The 17,397-nt window shown below is 29.0% G+C and carries 12 protein-coding genes and 1 tRNA gene; 4 read left to right on the top strand and 9 right to left on the bottom strand.

Annotated features, from left to right (window positions below; genetic code table 11):
• Window positions 1-5 precede the first annotated feature (5 nt).
• The 3 genes from RB619_RS12155 to RB619_RS12145 are packed head-to-tail and all read left to right on the top strand — an operon-like array spanning window position 6 to window position 4,436.
• Window positions 6-1,133: a putative phage abortive infection protein gene (locus tag RB619_RS12155; protein WP_308097783.1), complete on the top strand. Its 1,128-nt coding sequence runs from the start codon at window positions 6-8 to the stop codon at window positions 1,131-1,133.
• 36 nt (window positions 1,134-1,169) lie between these two features.
• The gene (locus tag RB619_RS12150; RefSeq protein ID WP_308097781.1) at window positions 1,170-1,937 is read left to right on the top strand and encodes a hypothetical protein; all 768 of its coding nucleotides are present in this window, start codon (window positions 1,170-1,172) and stop codon (window positions 1,935-1,937) included.
• 9 nt (window positions 1,938-1,946) lie between these two features.
• Complete coding sequence (locus RB619_RS12145) at window positions 1,947-4,436, top strand: DEAD/DEAH box helicase (protein ID WP_308097780.1); 2,490 nt, start codon at window positions 1,947-1,949, stop codon at window positions 4,434-4,436.
• A gap of 89 nt (window positions 4,437-4,525) precedes the next feature.
• Here the strand turns inward: RB619_RS12145 and RB619_RS12140 are convergent, their stop codons facing one another.
• The 8 genes from RB619_RS12140 to RB619_RS12105 form a co-directional block, all read right to left on the bottom strand.
• Window positions 4,526-5,563: a DUF3871 family protein gene (locus RB619_RS12140; protein ID WP_308097778.1), complete on the bottom strand. Its 1,038-nt coding sequence runs from the start codon at window positions 5,561-5,563 to the stop codon at window positions 4,526-4,528.
• Window positions 5,538-6,407, bottom strand: a complete 870-nt coding sequence (locus tag RB619_RS12135) for an AAA family ATPase (RefSeq protein WP_308097776.1) — start codon at window positions 6,405-6,407, stop codon at window positions 5,538-5,540. Before RB619_RS12135 ends, RB619_RS12140 begins: the two co-directional genes overlap by 26 nt.
• Window positions 6,408-6,797: 390 nt before the next feature.
• Window positions 6,798-9,299, bottom strand: coding sequence for a DEAD/DEAH box helicase family protein (locus tag RB619_RS12130; RefSeq protein WP_308097774.1), 2,502 nt, complete (start codon window positions 9,297-9,299; stop codon window positions 6,798-6,800).
• Window positions 9,300-9,352: 53 nt separating this feature from the next.
• Window positions 9,353-10,567 (bottom strand): site-specific integrase, encoded by a 1,215-nt coding sequence (locus RB619_RS12125; RefSeq protein WP_308097772.1) that lies wholly within the window; start codon window positions 10,565-10,567, stop codon window positions 9,353-9,355.
• A 235-nt stretch (window positions 10,568-10,802) separates the two neighbouring features.
• Window positions 10,803-10,876, bottom strand: a tRNA-Ile gene (locus RB619_RS12120).
• Window positions 10,877-11,023: 147 nt separating this feature from the next.
• Window positions 11,024-11,428 (bottom strand): methylmalonyl-CoA epimerase, encoded by a 405-nt coding sequence (gene mce / locus RB619_RS12115; protein ID WP_308097770.1) that lies wholly within the window; start codon window positions 11,426-11,428, stop codon window positions 11,024-11,026.
• Window positions 11,429-11,437: 9 nt separating this feature from the next.
• A complete protein-coding gene (locus tag RB619_RS12110) occupies window positions 11,438-13,795 on the bottom strand; it encodes a hypothetical protein (RefSeq protein ID WP_308097768.1) in 2,358 nt (785 codons plus the stop codon).
• Window positions 13,755-14,759, bottom strand: a complete 1,005-nt coding sequence (locus RB619_RS12105; RefSeq protein WP_308097766.1) for a hypothetical protein — start codon at window positions 14,757-14,759, stop codon at window positions 13,755-13,757. The genes RB619_RS12110 and RB619_RS12105 overlap by 41 nt, the downstream gene beginning before the upstream one ends.
• 152 nt (window positions 14,760-14,911) lie before the next feature.
• Between RB619_RS12105 and RB619_RS12100 the strand changes: the two genes are divergently transcribed.
• Window positions 14,912-16,600, top strand: coding sequence for an Ig-like domain-containing protein (locus RB619_RS12100; protein ID WP_308097764.1), 1,689 nt, complete (start codon window positions 14,912-14,914; stop codon window positions 16,598-16,600).
• Here the strand turns inward: RB619_RS12100 and RB619_RS12095 are convergent.
• A complete protein-coding gene (locus RB619_RS12095; protein ID WP_308097762.1) occupies window positions 16,597-17,364 on the bottom strand; it encodes a nitrilase family protein in 768 nt (255 codons plus the stop codon). The genes RB619_RS12100 and RB619_RS12095 overlap by 4 nt on opposite strands.
• Window positions 17,365-17,397: the final 33 nt, after the last annotated feature.

Below are 17,397 nucleotides of genomic sequence, written 5' to 3'. Positions count from 1 at the left end.
ACAGAATGTGTTTAAAGAAAGAAGAAAATAGTTCATTGAGTAATTTTCATAATAAATACTTCGGAGGATATAAGGGATACATTAACAAAGGAGAATTCATTATACTTATAATTATTGGAGTAATTATAGTTGCTTTACCATTACTGCTTACAAATTCATATTTATCAATAGTTTCATTTAAAGAAACCGGACCAATTGGAGATACAATTGGAGGTATTACTGCACCTTTTCTAAGCCTATTTGGTTCAATATTAGTATATCTTGCTTTAAAAGCGCAAATAGTTGCAAATGATAAAATAAATGATCAATTCTTAAAACAAGAAAAAAAAGAATATAGGCAAAATTTTGAGAATACTTTTTTTAATTTACTTTCTATGCACCATCAAATTATTACAGACATAGATTTTGAAACTAAAAAGATCTATCATTTTCATAATGATTTAAAGGAGTTTATTAAGACTAATACTCTAATAAAAGATGAATATAGAGATGGTATCATAACTAATGAGCATTTAAAATCAAGAGATGTTTTTAAATTCTCCTTTGAAGTTTTGGATTACCTTCTTTACATTGACAAAATGATCTTTGAGGAAGATGATTATTTAAAAGAAAAAAGTAAAGAAAAAGATATTACAAGGTTTAATGAACTTTTTAAAAAAACACATAAACTTAAATATAATCAGGTTGAAATAACAAGTAAATTTACAGATATCTATTTCACCATATATTCTGACATAAATGCTGATTTAGGACATTATTTTAGAAATGTTTATAGAATCTTTAAAACAATTGACAATTCTATCTTTCATGAAAATAAAGTAGAGGATTTTAAAATTAAATATCAATATTCTTCTATAATAAGAGCTCAATTATCTGATTTTGAGATTTATTGGATCTTTTTAAATTGTTTAACTGAAAATGGGTGTGAAAAATTCAAACCATTACTTGAAAAATATTCTATTCTAAAAGTAGTCCCAATTCGTCAGTCCGATACTATTTTTTTTACATTTAAAGACCTTTATAATGAGAGGGCATATAATTCCTGCAAAAACGATGATGAAATATTAAAGTTATTAGAAATTGATTTTTTTAAAGATGGACAATATAGTATTGAATTACTAAAAAATGAATAAAAAGATCTTAAAGAAATTAAATCAAATTAGAGGCTAATGAAAAATCCTTTTAAGTTTAAGAAGCTAAAACTTGCTTGTGGAAATATAATATATGTAATTGATATTGATATTATTGATAATGATTTAAAGCTATTCTTTGATGATAAATTAACAAAAATCTGTGAAGGATCTAGAAACATAGGGTTATCTGATGTTAAGAATAAATTAGTTAGTTTTTTTGATTCAAAAAAAGAGTCTGACATTGAAATGGGGGCAGTTGCAGAACTTGTGATACATTTCTTCATTAACTCACAAAAATTCAAACCTGAATTTCTTTTCACAAACCTTGAAGAAAATTCCTTAAAAAAAGGATTTGATGGATATTATTCAAAATCTAAAGAAGAATGGATTTTAGAGAGTAAATCTGGAGATATCGACACAGTAGATATTTCTCACAAAAATAAAATTGCAGAAGCTTATAATGGCTTAAAAAATAAAGTTGAGGGAAAGGATAAGGTCAATAATCCATGGGAGAATGCATATAAACATGCAAATTTAGCAGATACACAAGTTAAAAAAACCATTAAAGAAAAATTAAATGACCTCTCTATAAACTATACAAAGGGAAACTATTTTGAAATCAAACATTTTAATATAATTCCATGTTCAACAATATTTATGCAGGCAAAATGGGCTCCTATCAATGGTAAGCAAGTTAAAATGGAAGTGGAAAATTATCTAGCTAAAAAAAACTATAAAAAAATCATTGTTATCTGTATAAATAAAAGAGCAATTAAAAACATGCTTGATTACTTAAAATCATAGAAGATTCATATGCTAACAGAAGAAAAAAGAACACTCACTGATATTATTAAAAAGAATAGTGAATTCAGCAATCTATTAATGAAATTAACTACTAATATAAATTTAGAAGATAATGAGAAAAGCTTTATTCTTACTGCGGCATTAATGTTTCTTAAAGAATATGATATCAACAAAAAATTTAAAACCTATGCTGAAATTGCATACTCTTTGATTTTGAAATATTCTATAACATATTCAGACTATAAACCTTTATATGATTTTGCAACATTGTTTGGATTTTACCCAATCTCTAAAGTAATTCTAGAAAATGACTTACTTGAAACAAATACTTTAAATGATTTTTTTGTTTCAATTCAGCTACAAGAATTTCTCAACAAATCAGAAAAAAATATATATACTGAAACATATGAACAATATAAAGAAAGAAATAATTTCCTTGAAGATAATTGTAATGAAAAAGGTTTTTTAGCACCTACTTCGTATGGAAAAAGCTCTGTAATAATTGATTATATAAACAAACTAGATAACAATAATAAAATAGTAATTGTTGTACCTACTAAATCTCTTTTGATGCAAACCTACAAAATGGTAAGAGACGCAGACCTAGGATATAAAATTTTGATTCATGAAGAGATGTATATAAATGAAAAAAAATTTATAGCAGTTTTTACCCAAGAAAGAGCATTAAGACTATTAAAAAGAAGAAAAGACATTTATTTTGATGTACTTATAATTGATGAAGCACATAATATTTTTAAAAAAGTTAAATCCGAAGACAACAGAAGTTTGTTATTAAGTAGGTTACTACGAATTAATAAAAAGCTAAATAATAATCAAAAAGTAGTTTATCTATCTCCTTTGATTAATAAAATTGACAATCTAAAATTTGACAATAAGCAAAACATAAACTCACATACAATTAATTTTAACATTAAATCTCCTGAGTTATTTGAATTTAGGACAGACCATAAAATTGTAAAGCATAATAAATACTTTATTAACAAGTCCAATACTGGATTTGAAATTGGCACTAGTACAGATTTTATTAGATACATAGTTGATAATTCTGCCTTCAAAAACTTCTTATATTATAACTCACCACGAATCATTGAAAAATTAGCTTTAAGATTATCTAAAAATGTAGAGGAAATTAATGATTTTAGAAATGTCAGTGAAATAATAGAAACTCTTAAAGAAGAAGTGCATGGTAGCTTTTATGGTATTGATTTATTAAATTATGGAATAATATATCTGCATGGTAAACTACCCGATTTAATTAAAGAATATTTAGAACATAAATTTAAAACTCTTCCTGAATTAAAATATGTCATTGCAAACTCAGTTATACTCGAAGGAATAAACTTGCCTATTGATACGCTTTTCATTCTCAATACATATGGATTACGTGGAAAAGAACTCACAAATTTAATAGGTCGGGTAAATAGATTAAATGAGATTTTTAAAGGTGGAAATAATTTAAGTAAGCTATTACCTAAAATTCATTTTGTAAATAATAAATTCGAGAATAAAGACAATACTAAAATGTTCTCAAAAATTTTAGAATTAAGGAATAGAATGTTTGATGATAAAATTGAAAATCCAACACTAGAAAATTTCAACATAGAAAAAGAAAAAGAAAGTGACAAAATTAACATTCTAAAAGTAATAAAAGATGAAGACTTTTTAATTGATGAGCACACTAATGATCAATTTAGATTAAAGCAATACTTAATTGAAAATGGAATTAATCTATTTTATTCAGATAGTGACAAATTAACAGAAAAGCTATTTACAAAACTTAAAGGAATTGACGCTAATTCCGAAGACTGGCAAGCAACTAAGCTATTAGATAAAATTTTTAAAATTTTTATAGAAGATTTCGTAGATGATGATAAATTTATAATAGATTTTGAGTTCTTCAGATTGCAACAACAAGTAGCTAGAGATTTTTATGATGTATACATTGAAAACCGAAAATACTCTTTAAAACAAAACATTAATAAACTACATCAATATTTAAAAGGCAGAAGAGAATCCAATGATAAAAAACATCATATTTATTATATAGGGGAGACATATGGGGAATTACCATACAAATCTTCAACATATTTTAGAGATATATACAATAAGAATGTAGCAATTGATTTAACTGAAAAAAACGATAAAGAGCTAATTAATTATGCAATTGTAAAATTAAAAATTGAAGATGATTTTATAAGTTTTAAACTCAATAAGTTTATTGTATTTCTCTATGATTATGAACTTATTTCAGAGGATATCTATAACAAATATATTTATGGCACTGTAGATAAAGAAGTTATCAGTTTTTCTAAATTTGGATTAAATATTAGTTTAATAAGCAGGTTAAGAAAAGACAATCAAATGATTAATCTAAGTTTCGATTCTAGCAATAACTTGATGGCAAATAATGATTTTAAATTATATTTAAGTACACTAAATGATTTCAAGAGATTCGAAATTGAAAGATTTATTAGTTAACATTTAGATTCCTTAACACTGCAAATATATCCAATATGATGGTGTGGCATTGATTAAAAAAGCCCAGTCCTTTAATGGACTGGGACTATTCAACTCAAAAACCAATGATAATTACTTTTACCATTTAGTGCCTTAGAAATACTATTTGAGAAATCAAAAGCATTTACATTCCTATCTAAGAATGTATCAATGTAACTGCTCTTATTAGCCTGTGTGAAAAGATTGTACATATTCCAAAGATTCAAATCTCCATCTGAATTCCTGCCAAAATTCTCATTTTCATAGTAATCCTTTGCAATGCTGTTCAGTTGCCCATCATTGAAATGTAAAGCAGGAATATTTATTTTGTCTTTTTTGGGCAAGTGTTGGTACAATCTAGCTCTACCTAATAATTGAGCAAATTGATGCTCTGTAATAGAATGTCCAGAAAGTGCTTTCATTTGCACTAAGTGTTTTTCAGAATTATAATTCTGAAGTACTTCCATAATTTTAGCTTGGAGTTCCACGTAACTAGTTACTCTCATTTCTTCTGCAAATCCATCTGTACTTACACATAAATTACAGCATACTTTTACCTGAAACCCAATAAAGAATTTGAATTTCTCAAAAGACTTCTTGCTGTATAAATTCTCCAAATTATAACTTCGAACTCCACCTACTACTAAAGACATTTCATTACCATTAATTGTTTCTATGATACTTGGAACTCTAATAATAAAAGCCATTCTTTCAAAATACTGAGTTCTCTCGCACTCTAATAGATCCTTAGCTTGTTTATTTATTGCTTCAGGAATTCTACCTTTTATTTCATGAGACACTCGTATTTCAGGCTTATCAAAAACATGATTTGGAAATACTTTACTAACACAACCTTGTACAATTTCAATGTACTCTTGATGCGCTATGGTTCTTTCATTGTCTTTTGAGAATACAGGAATAACACAGTTGTTTTTTAAGTGTGCTAAATTAATCTCAGTAGTATTTGCTTCTATGAAGGGCTTAGTTTCAAAAGAAGCTACCTTAGGTAGAGCATGCCCACTAGATACAATAGGAGTATTTAGTATGACTTTTGGAGATACAGTATTAAGATACATTATTGGTCTAGTTTCTGTGCGTAGTAGTTCCATTTGTAGAAAAGGATTTAGGATTAATTAATAATTCATTTGTATTGATTTTGTCTTTTTGAACCTTAAAATCATATTCTAATAATTCCCTCCAATTACTATAATGAAAATAAAGCCCTTTTAATGCTTCTATTGAGTTACAATCTTTAATTTTCTCCCTAGCATCTTGTAAATTAGTTCCGGAATTACACCATTCTAAAATATTTCTACCTGTATGGGAATTAATTATGAATTCAGGTTTACCCATAAAAAGACCTGTTCTATCTTTAGATGAGATAGCAAAGTGTTTAATATCTACATCAAAGACTATTGTGAATTCATAGTCCAATCCGTCTTTTTGTACAGCTTTTAAGCCTACTTTTTCAGGAATGTACTTACCATCTTTTTGATTTAGGACATAATCTTGTTTTGTTCGCATTGTGGCAATTACATGAGCATCACACTGTAATATTTTATCTGTAAATGCTTTTTGAAGAGGGGTAATTTTCCCCCAATTTGTAAATGAGTTTCCTGATAAACTAGAATGATAATCTAATAAGTAATCCCAGCAATGAGAAATACTATCAATAATAATTACTTCCATACCCGAATTAATACATACATCAATTGCTTTAATGTAGTTTTCAGGTGTAAATGGAGGTGGTAATGTCAATACATTATATTGTCCTAAATGCGCATATAAATCTGCACTTCCATTTTCAGTATCTATAATGGCAACTTTAGAAAAATCTCCATTAGTTAAGCCATGTGCAAGCAGTAAAGCTGAATATGTTTTTCCTGAACCACTACTGCCTTGAAGAGCCATTTTTATCTTGGCTTTTTTTCTTTCAGAATGTCTTAATTGCATAAATAAAATTGTTTAAAATAATTAATATTGAAATGAATAAAAATATTTTTTCAGGCATATAAAGATTTGGCTATTAGCTTCAAAATAGCTTTAACCATTGATAATGTCCTGAAAATTTAGTAGCTTTGTGCATCAAAACATTGAAACAAAACCTACTCCTAAAGTAGTCCTCCTCCAAGTTCGTGCGTTGTTAAATCAAAGATTTTTAAGGTTGGGGAGATTTTTAAAGAACCCCTTATGTGAGTTTTCTAAATTGAAAATTTCTAGATTGAGTTGATCCCCTAAAATTTTAAATAGGCATAGTAATAAAAAATCCGTCCACTTTTTGTTAGGTGCGTTATATACACTCACAAATAATGGACGGACTCTAAATTATTTTTTATTAGATATTTAAGAATCTAATAGTTCATTAATTCTATTCTGGTAGTGATCATATTCTTCTTGGCTACCATAATTTTCATTTATATATTCTTCATCTGGTTGCTCATAGTGATATGTCCTAGGTTCTATTAAATCTATATTCTCATTATTACTAGGCAATTCCTTTGTACGAGTTATTTTTTTTACATTACTTCTAACATTACCTCCATTCGTAACAGGAAGTCTGTATGCTGTGAACTCAAAAAAATCATCAATTAATTTAGTGTAAAATGAATTAATATTTAGACCTCTTATAAATTCAAATACTCCATGATTTAAAAGGCTATCTCTTGTAGCTAGTGTTTGTAATTCATCAAACTTTGCAACATCATTCTCATCAAACAACCCATTTGGTCTATTGTTCAAATAGTAAAAATCAAGAGTCCCTGAGCTATAATGGATTATATTTTCAATAAGCTTATTTCTAAAATAATTTAGAAGTTGAAAGAATTTTATTTTTTGCTTGACATCTTCAGGATAGGCTGATTGTGCTAAGTCAATATGCAAACATGCTTTTATATTATCTAGGAAATAATCTCCTCGAACATAATCTACATCCACAGGAACACCATCTACTATAGTATATCTATTGTAGCTAGTGTCATAGAATTTAAAAGCTGAAAATATTAAAAGTTGAACTTCAAACTCTTTGTTAGAATATCTATAAATAGGTGTCAAATTCTCAGAATTATCTTTTTTATATTTAATCATAAAATTTGAAAATATCTCATTTCTCATTGTTTCATAAAACATTGAAAAATTAGCATTCTCCCTAACTACCTCATAGTAATCTTCATTGAGATAAGTCTCAAAAAAGTCATTCAGTCCTTTCTGAATTTTGTTTTCTTCAAAGATTATATCGTTCTCATAGTTTATAGATACTAAATTACAATTAACGAATTGATTTGTAAATGCTGAATAAGTTAAATACGCAGATATATCAGCTCCAAAGAAATCAAAATAATTTGCTAGATATTTTTCGCCTTTCTCTAATTTAAAAATATCATATGTTGGGTAAGCTAATCTAGCTAGATTAGATCTGTCTAAGTTTCTAATATACTCAATTTCTTCTAGTACATTTCTCTTCAATACATTATTGTAAAAATCTCGTAAGAATGCTTCTTGCGAATTGAGTTTTAGATACTTTACAGGAGTTTCCTTAACTCCGTAATACTGTATAGTTTTATAAGCTAAAGTGAATGAGTCAATTTGTTCTGGACTCATTCCTGAAAGACTTAGAGAGCTAAAATCAAATTCATCTGGTCTTGGTAAAACAATATGAATTTCTCCTTGAGTTCTTTGTCTTGCAATTGCTTGTATAACTGAATTAATTCCATTAGAAAATATGCCATATTGTTTTTTAAACCCAACCCTAGTAGATCTTGGAGGCATGATAATTAAAAAGGCATGATTTTCTTTTCTAATGCTTACACCTGTTTTGAAATTTGTACCAATATTACATTTATCACTATTAAACCTATTTCTAGGCATTGAATTACTTCCTAATGAAGAAGTACATTCATTAATATCCCCAAATTTATTTTTTAATTTCCCACCTATTCCATCAACATCTTTAATTATATCTTTCACTAGAGCTTTAGAAAAACAAAGAATATCTATATTTTTATTTCTATCTAATAAATCATCAACAACACCTACAAGAACTTTACTGGTTGATTCCAGTCTATTTTCAGGATTATAATGTAAGTGTAATTCACTTTGCTTTTCTGGTATAGCTAATCTCCTTGATTCTATTATTTGTATTTTCTTATCTGTCAGTTCTGCCAGATATTTAATTACAACTTTAGAAGCCTCGTTAAATGTGGCACTAATAATGAAGTTTTTATGTATTATACTCCTCCATTTCCATAAATTAAAAATATACTCTTCTTTAAAATTCTGTATAGCATCATGTATCTCGTCATAAACAAATACTACTTTACGATTTTCTTCTGTAGATTTTTGAATTAAACTATTTAAATACCTCCTTTTTTTATTTGTATTTATTAAACTATCCTCTCCAGGATTCCCTAGTAAAGAGTTAACAGAAACTACTTGTATTTTTTTTCTCGTATAATCAGAAGTTACATCTCTGTCTAACTCGAGATAATTAAAAATTTGTTCTATAGGAATTTCAGCATCAATATGTATGTCATTAACATATTGTTCAACTAAACTTTTAAATGGTGTAGCAACTATTATTAAATAATTTTCATCTGAATTATAATATCTCTTGATAGTTTGAATAACAGAATATGATTTACCATTACCCACAGATGCATTTACTATAACAGTATTTTTATCTTCTAGTGCTATGTGTGGTTGTAAAGCATCATTTATAAAGCCCTCGTCATTGGGCTCAATTATTATTTTCTCGTTATTGTTTTCAATTTCAAATTCTGGAAAATCACTTGGGTTAATCTCTTTAAACTCTATTGGGAAGTCTTGAAAATATTGGTTTGGTAGTTCCATAAAATAATTTTAGCTGTATTGTAAAAATATACAACACAGCTAAAACTATCTAATTATTTCTTATTCAATTTTTCACTTAATTTAGTAACATGTTCACTCACTTTACTCTGTACTACTCTAGCATAATATTCTTGCGTTATACTAATTTTTGAATGTCCTAGAAGCTCAGAAACAATTTCCATAGGAACATCATTATATAGTAATACTGTAGTTGCAAAGGTTTTTCTTGCGGTATGATGAGTTAAATTCTTTTCAAAAGCTAGGATTTCAGCTATTTCCTTGAGATAAGAATTAAATTTTTGGTTACTAATTCTAGGCAATATAAATGGTGTGTTTTCAGAACAGTACCTCTCTATTATGCTAGTGGCTTTGGATAATATTGGGACAGAAACTAGTTTTTTTGTTTTCTCTCTATTTATTTTAATCCACTTATTACCATCAAAACCAACAACAATATGCTTTACCTCCAATCTAGACATTTCATTAAAAGCTAAGCCTGTATAGCAACAAAAAACAAACATATCCTTAACTTGTTGAAGTCTTGGCTGTGCGAATTTATGTTTTTCAAGCTTATCAAGTTCTTCAGGAGTTAAAAAAACTACTTCTTTCTTTGATCTCTTAACCTTGTACATCAAAAATGGTTCTTTTTCCAGGTGATCTTCTGAAATAGCTATTCTTACAATTCTTCTAAACCTTTGTATTGTTTTATTTATAGTAGCCTGACTCAAATTTTTTTCTGTCTTGAGAAAGAATTCATAATCAACAAGAAATTTCAGATTCAAATCTTCAAATTGATAATCAGTCTTTTTAAATTGATGCTTAATAAAATCTTTTAATAGCTCTCTAGCTTGTCTAAATTTCCAAAATGTACCTATGACATAATCCTTACCTATTAGCTTCTCCATTTTATCATTATGCTCTTGAAACAATATCAATATTGTTTTTTGTGTTTTTGTACTTTCTCCTTTGTATTGCAAGAGAATATCTTCAACATCAAAGTTTTCTTGCTGAACTTGTAGAAATAAAAAAGCCTGATTAAGTTTATTTTTAATCAGGCTAATTTGTATGTTGATATGATCATTCTCTTCACTAGGAGGCTTGGCTTGTTGTTTCTCACTAAACCAATATTCAGGATTGATGAACAATCCTGTAGAAAATGGTTTTCTTTTCCCATTATATGTTATTCTGCAAATTAAAGGAACTAAACCTTTTTTATTAATTCTAGCTCCTGAAATCACAAACAATATCTTAAATGATTGTGTACTCATTATACTTGTATTTTATTATATATCAATGACTTAACATGCAACCCAAAATAATAGAATTGCAACCCTAATTGTATGCCTCGTGAATTACTAAATTGAAGTAAGAAGAGAAGTAATTTTATTCTAGAACTAGGCACTTATAAGTTGCTAATCCTCTATTGCCTATAGTGTACAAGGATTTATCCAAAAACAAAAAAAGCCTCTACATTTCTGTAAAGGCTTTCTGTTTCTAAAGAAGTGGTCCCACCTGGGCTCGAACCAGGGACCACCTGATTATGAGTCAGGTGCTCTAACCAGCTGAGCTATAGGACCGGTTTGAGGATGCAATATTACTACTATTTTTCGTTCACTCCAAATATTTTAAGACATCATTTGTATATAATTCTAATTTGAAGAAACAGTCTTTAAAAAAAGATATTGATTTTCAATACCTTATTTGAAAACAAAAATGTTATTTTTTTATTTAATTTCCTGGCAAAGCTCAACCAAAACACCATTTGTATTCTTTGGATGCAGAAAAACAACCAGTTTATTGTCGGCGCCTTTCTTTGGAACTTCGTTTATAAGCACAAAACCTTCGTTTTTTAAACGTTCAATTTCGGCATAAATATCTGCAACATCAAAAGCAATATGATGAATTCCTTCGCCCTTTTTTTCTAAAAATTTCGCAATCGGACTTTCAGGGTTTGTTGCTACTAAAAGTTCAATTTTATTATTTCCGGTTTGAAAAAAAGAAGTCAATACACCTTCGCTCTCCACCGCTTCCATTTTATAAGACGGAACGCCAAGCATTTTTTCGAACAACACATTAGCATCGTCCATGTTTTTAACCGCAATTCCTATATGTTCAATTTTATTTACCATCTTTCAAATTTATTGGTTCACATATGTATTAAAGTAACCACATTCGGCAATGACATCCTGATAATATTTCGTATCAGAATAGTCTTTCTTTAAAGCTTTGAATGAGTTCCAAGCAATAAAATTAATTTTATCATCTTGAATTTCCCAGTAATTATTAATGTTGTTGTATTTTTTATTGTAATAGTCGTTTCGTTCACATTTTGAAATCAAATACAAACATTTTGCTTTTTGTTCTTTGTTTGAAGCTGCCTCAAAAGCTTTTTGATAATACATTTTTGAAACCGAATTATTCGTAATCATTTCCTTCATTGAATTCCTGAAAGAATACGGACTTGAACCATAACCGACAATACTGATTTCATAAAAAGTTCTTCCGTTCCCGAAATGCGAAATATTATAAAATGCGTTTCCTAGCAACAAACTATTTGTATAGATATCTTCTTTTTTGGCTAGTTTATCCTGCATATCTTTAATTGTAATCAAAAAATCCATTTGTGAATATTTCTTTTTCTGATACGCCGCATGCTCACAATCATGGCAATCTTTTATGTTTCCGTTAAACGGATTTCCCAAAAATTTATAATATTGAACTGAATCTGTTTGTTTCATGAATTCAATAGCTTCTGGGATTTTATTTTTGAAAGTTGCCTGAACCGCTTGAAAATTATTAATATCTTTTAATTTCAAACTATAAATTCCTGCACCAATTTTCTCAATTTCAGTTTTGTTTGATTTCTCTAGAAAAGCTTTCATATCCAATAAAACTTTTTCATTATCATAAAACGAATTTCCGTCGTTCCAATAACTATAACGCGATTCACCAAAAATTTCAGTCATAACCAAATCCCCTTTTTCACGATATAGGGTCGACAAATAACTTCTGCTCCATGAAGAAGCATTTTGATAACGGAATTCCTGCCCTTTATAGTTTTTTGGAAGTTCATAATACAGCCAATTCAAATCGGCTAGAATTGTTTTTTCGTTTTTGTCTGTCAGCTTATCAATTTTATTCAAATTATTTACAAAACGTAACAAACGCAGTTGCATTCCTGCCAATTCCGTTTTAGGAAGTGTTTTTACGGCTTTGTCAAAATTCTTATCAGCATTAGCATAATCCCCTTTTAAAGTCTGCAAATACCCAAGAGACAAATCCCAAAGATAAGGCCTGTCTGTATTTACAGCTGCCGAAATTTTAGCAATCAAATCCAATGCTTTTTTATCGACTTTCGCTTGATTTTCTGTTTTGCTTTCTACGACAGTCAATTTTTTTTGAGGCTGATTTTCTCCTCCATCTTTCTGAAACGAATTATTTATAGACTGTTCAAGTCCGTTTACGAGTCTTGTTGCTAGATAATTTAAATGTTCGCTTTTCGGGTTTAATTCATAAATTTTTTCGATTGCCTGTTTTTCATCTTTATAGTAACCATGAATTGCCCATAGCGCCACTTTTTCATCATTATTTTTTGCCATCAAAAGCGCCTTATTCCAATCTGAATCGTTTTTTGGACGAAAACTATATGCTGTAACCACTCTCAATTCAGGGCATTTATCAAAAACTTTTGCATATAAATAATTAGAAGTCGCGTATTTCTTTTGCTTGTAATTAATTCCCGCAACATACGAAAGCGCTCTGTAATACAAGGTGTTTTTAGGAACCGAACTTTCCGTTTTATTAAAAAAATCAATTGCTTTTTGTTTGTCATTGCTATAAAAACGTGCTTTCATAGTAAGAAACCAATAACGGTTTTTCAAAAATGGATCTGATAACGTATTATAAACATTTTCGATTGACTGAATCATTTTTGCATCTTTGAACGTTTTTGCCACCACTGGCTCGTAACTCCAATTTTCTTCACCAATTGAAACGGTTTCTATTTTTTGTGCCAAATATAAAAACTCAACAAAATTTTTGATTTTCTCATCTTTCAAATTGAGCTTTTTGCTCCATTTTTGAGACGTCTTATTCTCTTTTTTAGACTTATAAAAAGCATGAAGATCTGCAATTTCTTCTTTGTTTTTAATTACATTTTTATCATCCGAATAATATCTTTTTGTTTCATTCCCAATTAAAAAATAATTGACTGAAGTAGTATCTGCTTTTCCTTTTAAATAAGAAGCCCAATCTTCTTTTATGTTTTTATTGAATCTCGAATTATGTTCAGTATCAAATCCAATTCCGTAAAAAATTGAACCTGACAAAAACAGTGGCGAATATGATTTGTCTGCGAAAGTTTCTGGCGTAAAATTCGAATTGTATCCAAAAAAATCCCAGTCGTCACCACCGGCACATGCATAAATTACCCCGTAAACCGAAAGCAAACCAATACTAAAAACAAGAAACAGTTTGCTCGAAAATATTCTTTTCATAATTTTTTAAATTGAATTCGTCTAAATCGTAAAATATAATTTCTTTTGGTGGCTGCGTAGTATTTTCGCTTAAATCTCCAGCCATTTCTTTTAAATTTTCTGCCGAAATACATTCTATTTTCAGCAGATCATTTTCTTCATAATAAACACCATTTTTATAATTTGATTGTTTTACTCTGAAAAATATCGAATTAATTTGCTCGAAATTTTTATCGTTCCTTAATTCTTTAAAACTCATTTTCGATCGCAGTCCAATAACTTTTTGATCGCGAATATGAATTGCCCAAGAATAAATAGGCAATGCATAATTAAGTTGCAACGGATATTTTTTTAGACTTTTAAGATATCGTTCTGAAATTTCTCTACTGTAAATCGAATTCAGATCATCTGGCGCAATACTTCCCATATTGTAAAACATCAAAACACCCGTATCAACATTTGGAATTTTAGTTTTCTTAAAATACTTAACTTGATGAAGCCGGATTGTTGCCGAAAGTTTTTTATGCGAAAGCTTTTTAACTTGTTCAATAAATTTAAGATAATTGCCTTTACTTTCTAAGGACCAGTCGCAGTCAATTTGAATCTCGGAACAATTAATTTTATTTTTTTCATTGATTTCAGTAATCAAACGAATCGTTTTTTCAGCTAAATCTTTAACATCAAGTTTTTGCTGAAGCATTACTTTATTCTGAATAAAAACGACCGGAACAATCTCAAAAACTTGAATATTATCCTGAAAATGAATTGGACTTATAGGAAATGGATTTTTTGTTTTTGGATCAAGTCCAATATCAAAGTATCTGATATAAAGTTTACTGACATTATTATCTTTTAAAACTTCTTTTTCGGTTTCTGAAAATTTCAAATTGGTTTTCCAATAATAAAACGAAATTATAGGTTTGTCGTTTTTACTGCACGCTGTGAGCAAAAGAAAGAATGAAATCCAGAAAACTCTTTTAAACAAAACCAAGTGTATTACATTTGAAATCAAAAGTAAGAAAATATTACCGTAAAAAAGGCCAAAACCTGAAAATTGCAAATCCTAATAAATAGCCAAAAAATTTCGATTAAAGCAAATATAATTGTTATTTTGTGCAATCAAATTCAAAAACGATTATGTTGAAAAACACTCTCAGATACATTTCACTTTTATTGGTATTTTTAATGATGAGCTGTGCTAAAAGAGGCAGTATTACAGGCGGTTTAAAAGATACGCTTGCTCCTGTTTTGAGATCAAGTTCTCCTGAAAATTTCAGCACAAATTTCAAAGCCAATGAAATCATTTTGACATTTGATGAATATGTAAAGCTGAAAAATCTCAACAAACAGCTGATTATTTCGCCACCAATGAAACACGAACCGCTTGTATTGCCAACAAATGCGAGCAAAGTGATCACTATAAAAATAAAAGATACTTTACAGCCCAATACGACTTATAGTATGAATTTTGGCCAAAGTATTGCCGACAATAATGAAGGAAACTCAATCAATCAATTTAAGTACGTTTTTTCGACTGGATCTTATATTGACTCGCTTTCTATAAAAGGAATTATTAAAGATTCTTATGAAAAATATGTCGACAATTTTGTATCTGTTATGCTTTATGAAATAAATGACAAATACAAAGATTCTGCAGTTTACAAAGAATTTCCAAGATATATTACCAACACTTTGGACAGTTTGCGAACTTTTAAATTAGAGAATTTAAAGGCCGGAAAATATCTTTTGGTTGCCATGAAAGACAAATCAAGCAACAATAAATTCAATCCAAAAGATGACAAAATTGCTTTTATAAAACATCCTATTACGGTTCCAAACGATACTATTTTTGAATTGGAATTATTTAAAGAAAAGTTGCCTTTAAAAACTTTCAAACCCATTCAGGCATCTGGAAACAGATTATTGCTTCCGTATGAGGGAAATATGGATTTCAAAGTTACCAAACCTAAAATTACGCTTAAAAACCACAACGATGTTCTGGAAACTATTGTCACCGAATTCCCTAAAAAAGACTCGTTGCAAATTTGGTATAAACCAATAAAAACCGATTCACTTTCTCTTGAAATTAATTCCGATAAATACAACAAGAAATTCGGTTTTAAAATTAAGGAACTAAAAAAAGATACGCTGAATATTAAGCCGGTTCAAAATGGCGTCCTTAATTTCAGAGAGCGATTCACATTAGAATCAGAAACACCGCTTGTGAAATTCGACAATTCAAAAATTTCATTAGTCAACAAAGATTCTGTTGCTGTAAAATTCACAACAGAATATGATGAATTTGAGCAAAAACTATATTTTGATTTCAAAAAAGAGCCTTTAGAAAAATACCGTTTTACATTAATGCCAGGCGCTTTAACTGATTTTTATGACAAGTCAAATGATACTTTGTCTTATAAATTAACCACTAAGGAATTAGAAGATTATGGAAATTTAGTTTTGAACCTTCAAAATGTAAAACGTTTCCCGATTATTGTTGAAATTATTAATAAAAGAGGCGACAAAGTTCTTGCAACCGCATATTCTGAAGGCGAGACTAAAATCGAATTCAATTTAGTGGAACCGGAAGCCTTTTCTGTTCGCGTAATTTATGACGATAATAAAAACAAAGTCTACGACACGGGAAATTTCCTGAGCAAAACCTATTCTGAAGAAGTTTTTTATTTCCAGAAAGAAGTTGATGTTCGGGCAAATTGGGATGTTGATCAGCCTATTGATTTAAGTATTCCATTTAGTCCTGAAGTCGAGAAAAAAACAGATGAAAAGAAGAAGAAAGAAGCCGAAAAGAAACGAAAAGCTTTCTAAATTTTAATTTCAAAAACATCTTGATCACTTAAAAAATCGAGTTTTTTTCGGGTTTCCAACATTTTATTTTTATCTAAATCCACCACAAAAACACCTTCAGTTTCTTGTGGTTCAAGAATGTAATTTCCTAAAAAATCGACCGCTTGCGAATGGCCAATATGCTCATAATTATTGGCATCAAAACCAATTCTGTTTACACCAATTGTGTAACTTAAGTTCTCAATGGCACGTGCTTTCAACAAAGCGTCCCATGCATTGGTGCGCACTTTTGGCCAATTGGCAACATATAAAAGCAAATCGTAATTCTCTGTATTTCGAGCAAAAACCGGAAATCTTAAATCATAACAAACCTGCAGGCAAATTTTCCAGCCCAAATATTCTACAATAACTTTTTCTGTTCCTGCAGTATAAAACTGATCTTCTCCTGCCAAAGTAAATAAATGGCGTTTATTATAATATCGAATTTCTCCTGAAGGAAAAACGAAAAACATTCGGTTGTAAAATTTTTCATTTTCAACAATTACCAAACTTCCGGTAACAGCGGCATTTTTCTGTTTTGCAACTTCTTTCATCCAAAGAACAGTTTCACCATTCATTGTTTCGGCAACAGCAGAAGGATTCATTGTAAATCCTGTCGAAAACATTTCTGGCAAAACAATCAAATTCACTTCCGAATCGATTTGCTTTATTTTCGATTCGAAGCTTTTTTTATTTTCCAAAGCATTTTCCCAATGCAGATCTGATTGTATAAGTGCGATTTTCATAATTCAAAAATACGAATTTTCAGCGAAAACTAT

Origin of the sequence: Flavobacterium sp. LHD-80 (assembly GCF_030929605.1) — a bacterium.
Classification (GTDB): Bacteria; Bacteroidota; Bacteroidia; order Flavobacteriales; family Flavobacteriaceae; genus Flavobacterium.
Note: the sequence above shows the minus strand (reverse complement) of the source record. Positions and strands in the feature narration are given on the sequence as shown.

What these genes read in the sequence shown, in the direction of transcription:
- RB619_RS12130 (WP_308097774.1), bottom strand. Translation starts at nt 9,299, where the DNA reads ATGGAACTACCAAACCAATATTTTCAAGACTTCCCAATAGAGTTTAAA.
- RB619_RS12150 (WP_308097781.1), top strand. Translation starts at nt 1,170, where the DNA reads ATGAAAAATCCTTTTAAGTTTAAGAAGCTAAAACTTGCTTGTGGAAAT.
- RB619_RS12155 (WP_308097783.1), top strand. Translation starts at nt 6, where the DNA reads ATGTGTTTAAAGAAAGAAGAAAATAGTTCATTGAGTAATTTTCATAAT.
- RB619_RS12100 (WP_308097764.1), top strand. Translation starts at nt 14,912, where the DNA reads ATGTTGAAAAACACTCTCAGATACATTTCACTTTTATTGGTATTTTTA.
- RB619_RS12140 (WP_308097778.1), bottom strand. Translation starts at nt 5,563, where the DNA reads ATGGAACTACTACGCACAGAAACTAGACCAATAATGTATCTTAATACT.
- RB619_RS12135 (WP_308097776.1), bottom strand. Translation starts at nt 6,407, where the DNA reads ATGCAATTAAGACATTCTGAAAGAAAAAAAGCCAAGATAAAAATGGCT.
- RB619_RS12145 (WP_308097780.1), top strand. Translation starts at nt 1,947, where the DNA reads ATGCTAACAGAAGAAAAAAGAACACTCACTGATATTATTAAAAAGAAT.
- RB619_RS12095 (WP_308097762.1), bottom strand. Translation starts at nt 17,364, where the DNA reads ATGAAAATCGCACTTATACAATCAGATCTGCATTGGGAAAATGCTTTG.
- mce (WP_308097770.1), bottom strand. Translation starts at nt 11,428, where the DNA reads ATGGTAAATAAAATTGAACATATAGGAATTGCGGTTAAAAACATGGAC.
- RB619_RS12125 (WP_308097772.1), bottom strand. Translation starts at nt 10,567, where the DNA reads ATGAGTACACAATCATTTAAGATATTGTTTGTGATTTCAGGAGCTAGA.
- RB619_RS12110 (WP_308097768.1), bottom strand. Translation starts at nt 13,795, where the DNA reads ATGAAAAGAATATTTTCGAGCAAACTGTTTCTTGTTTTTAGTATTGGT.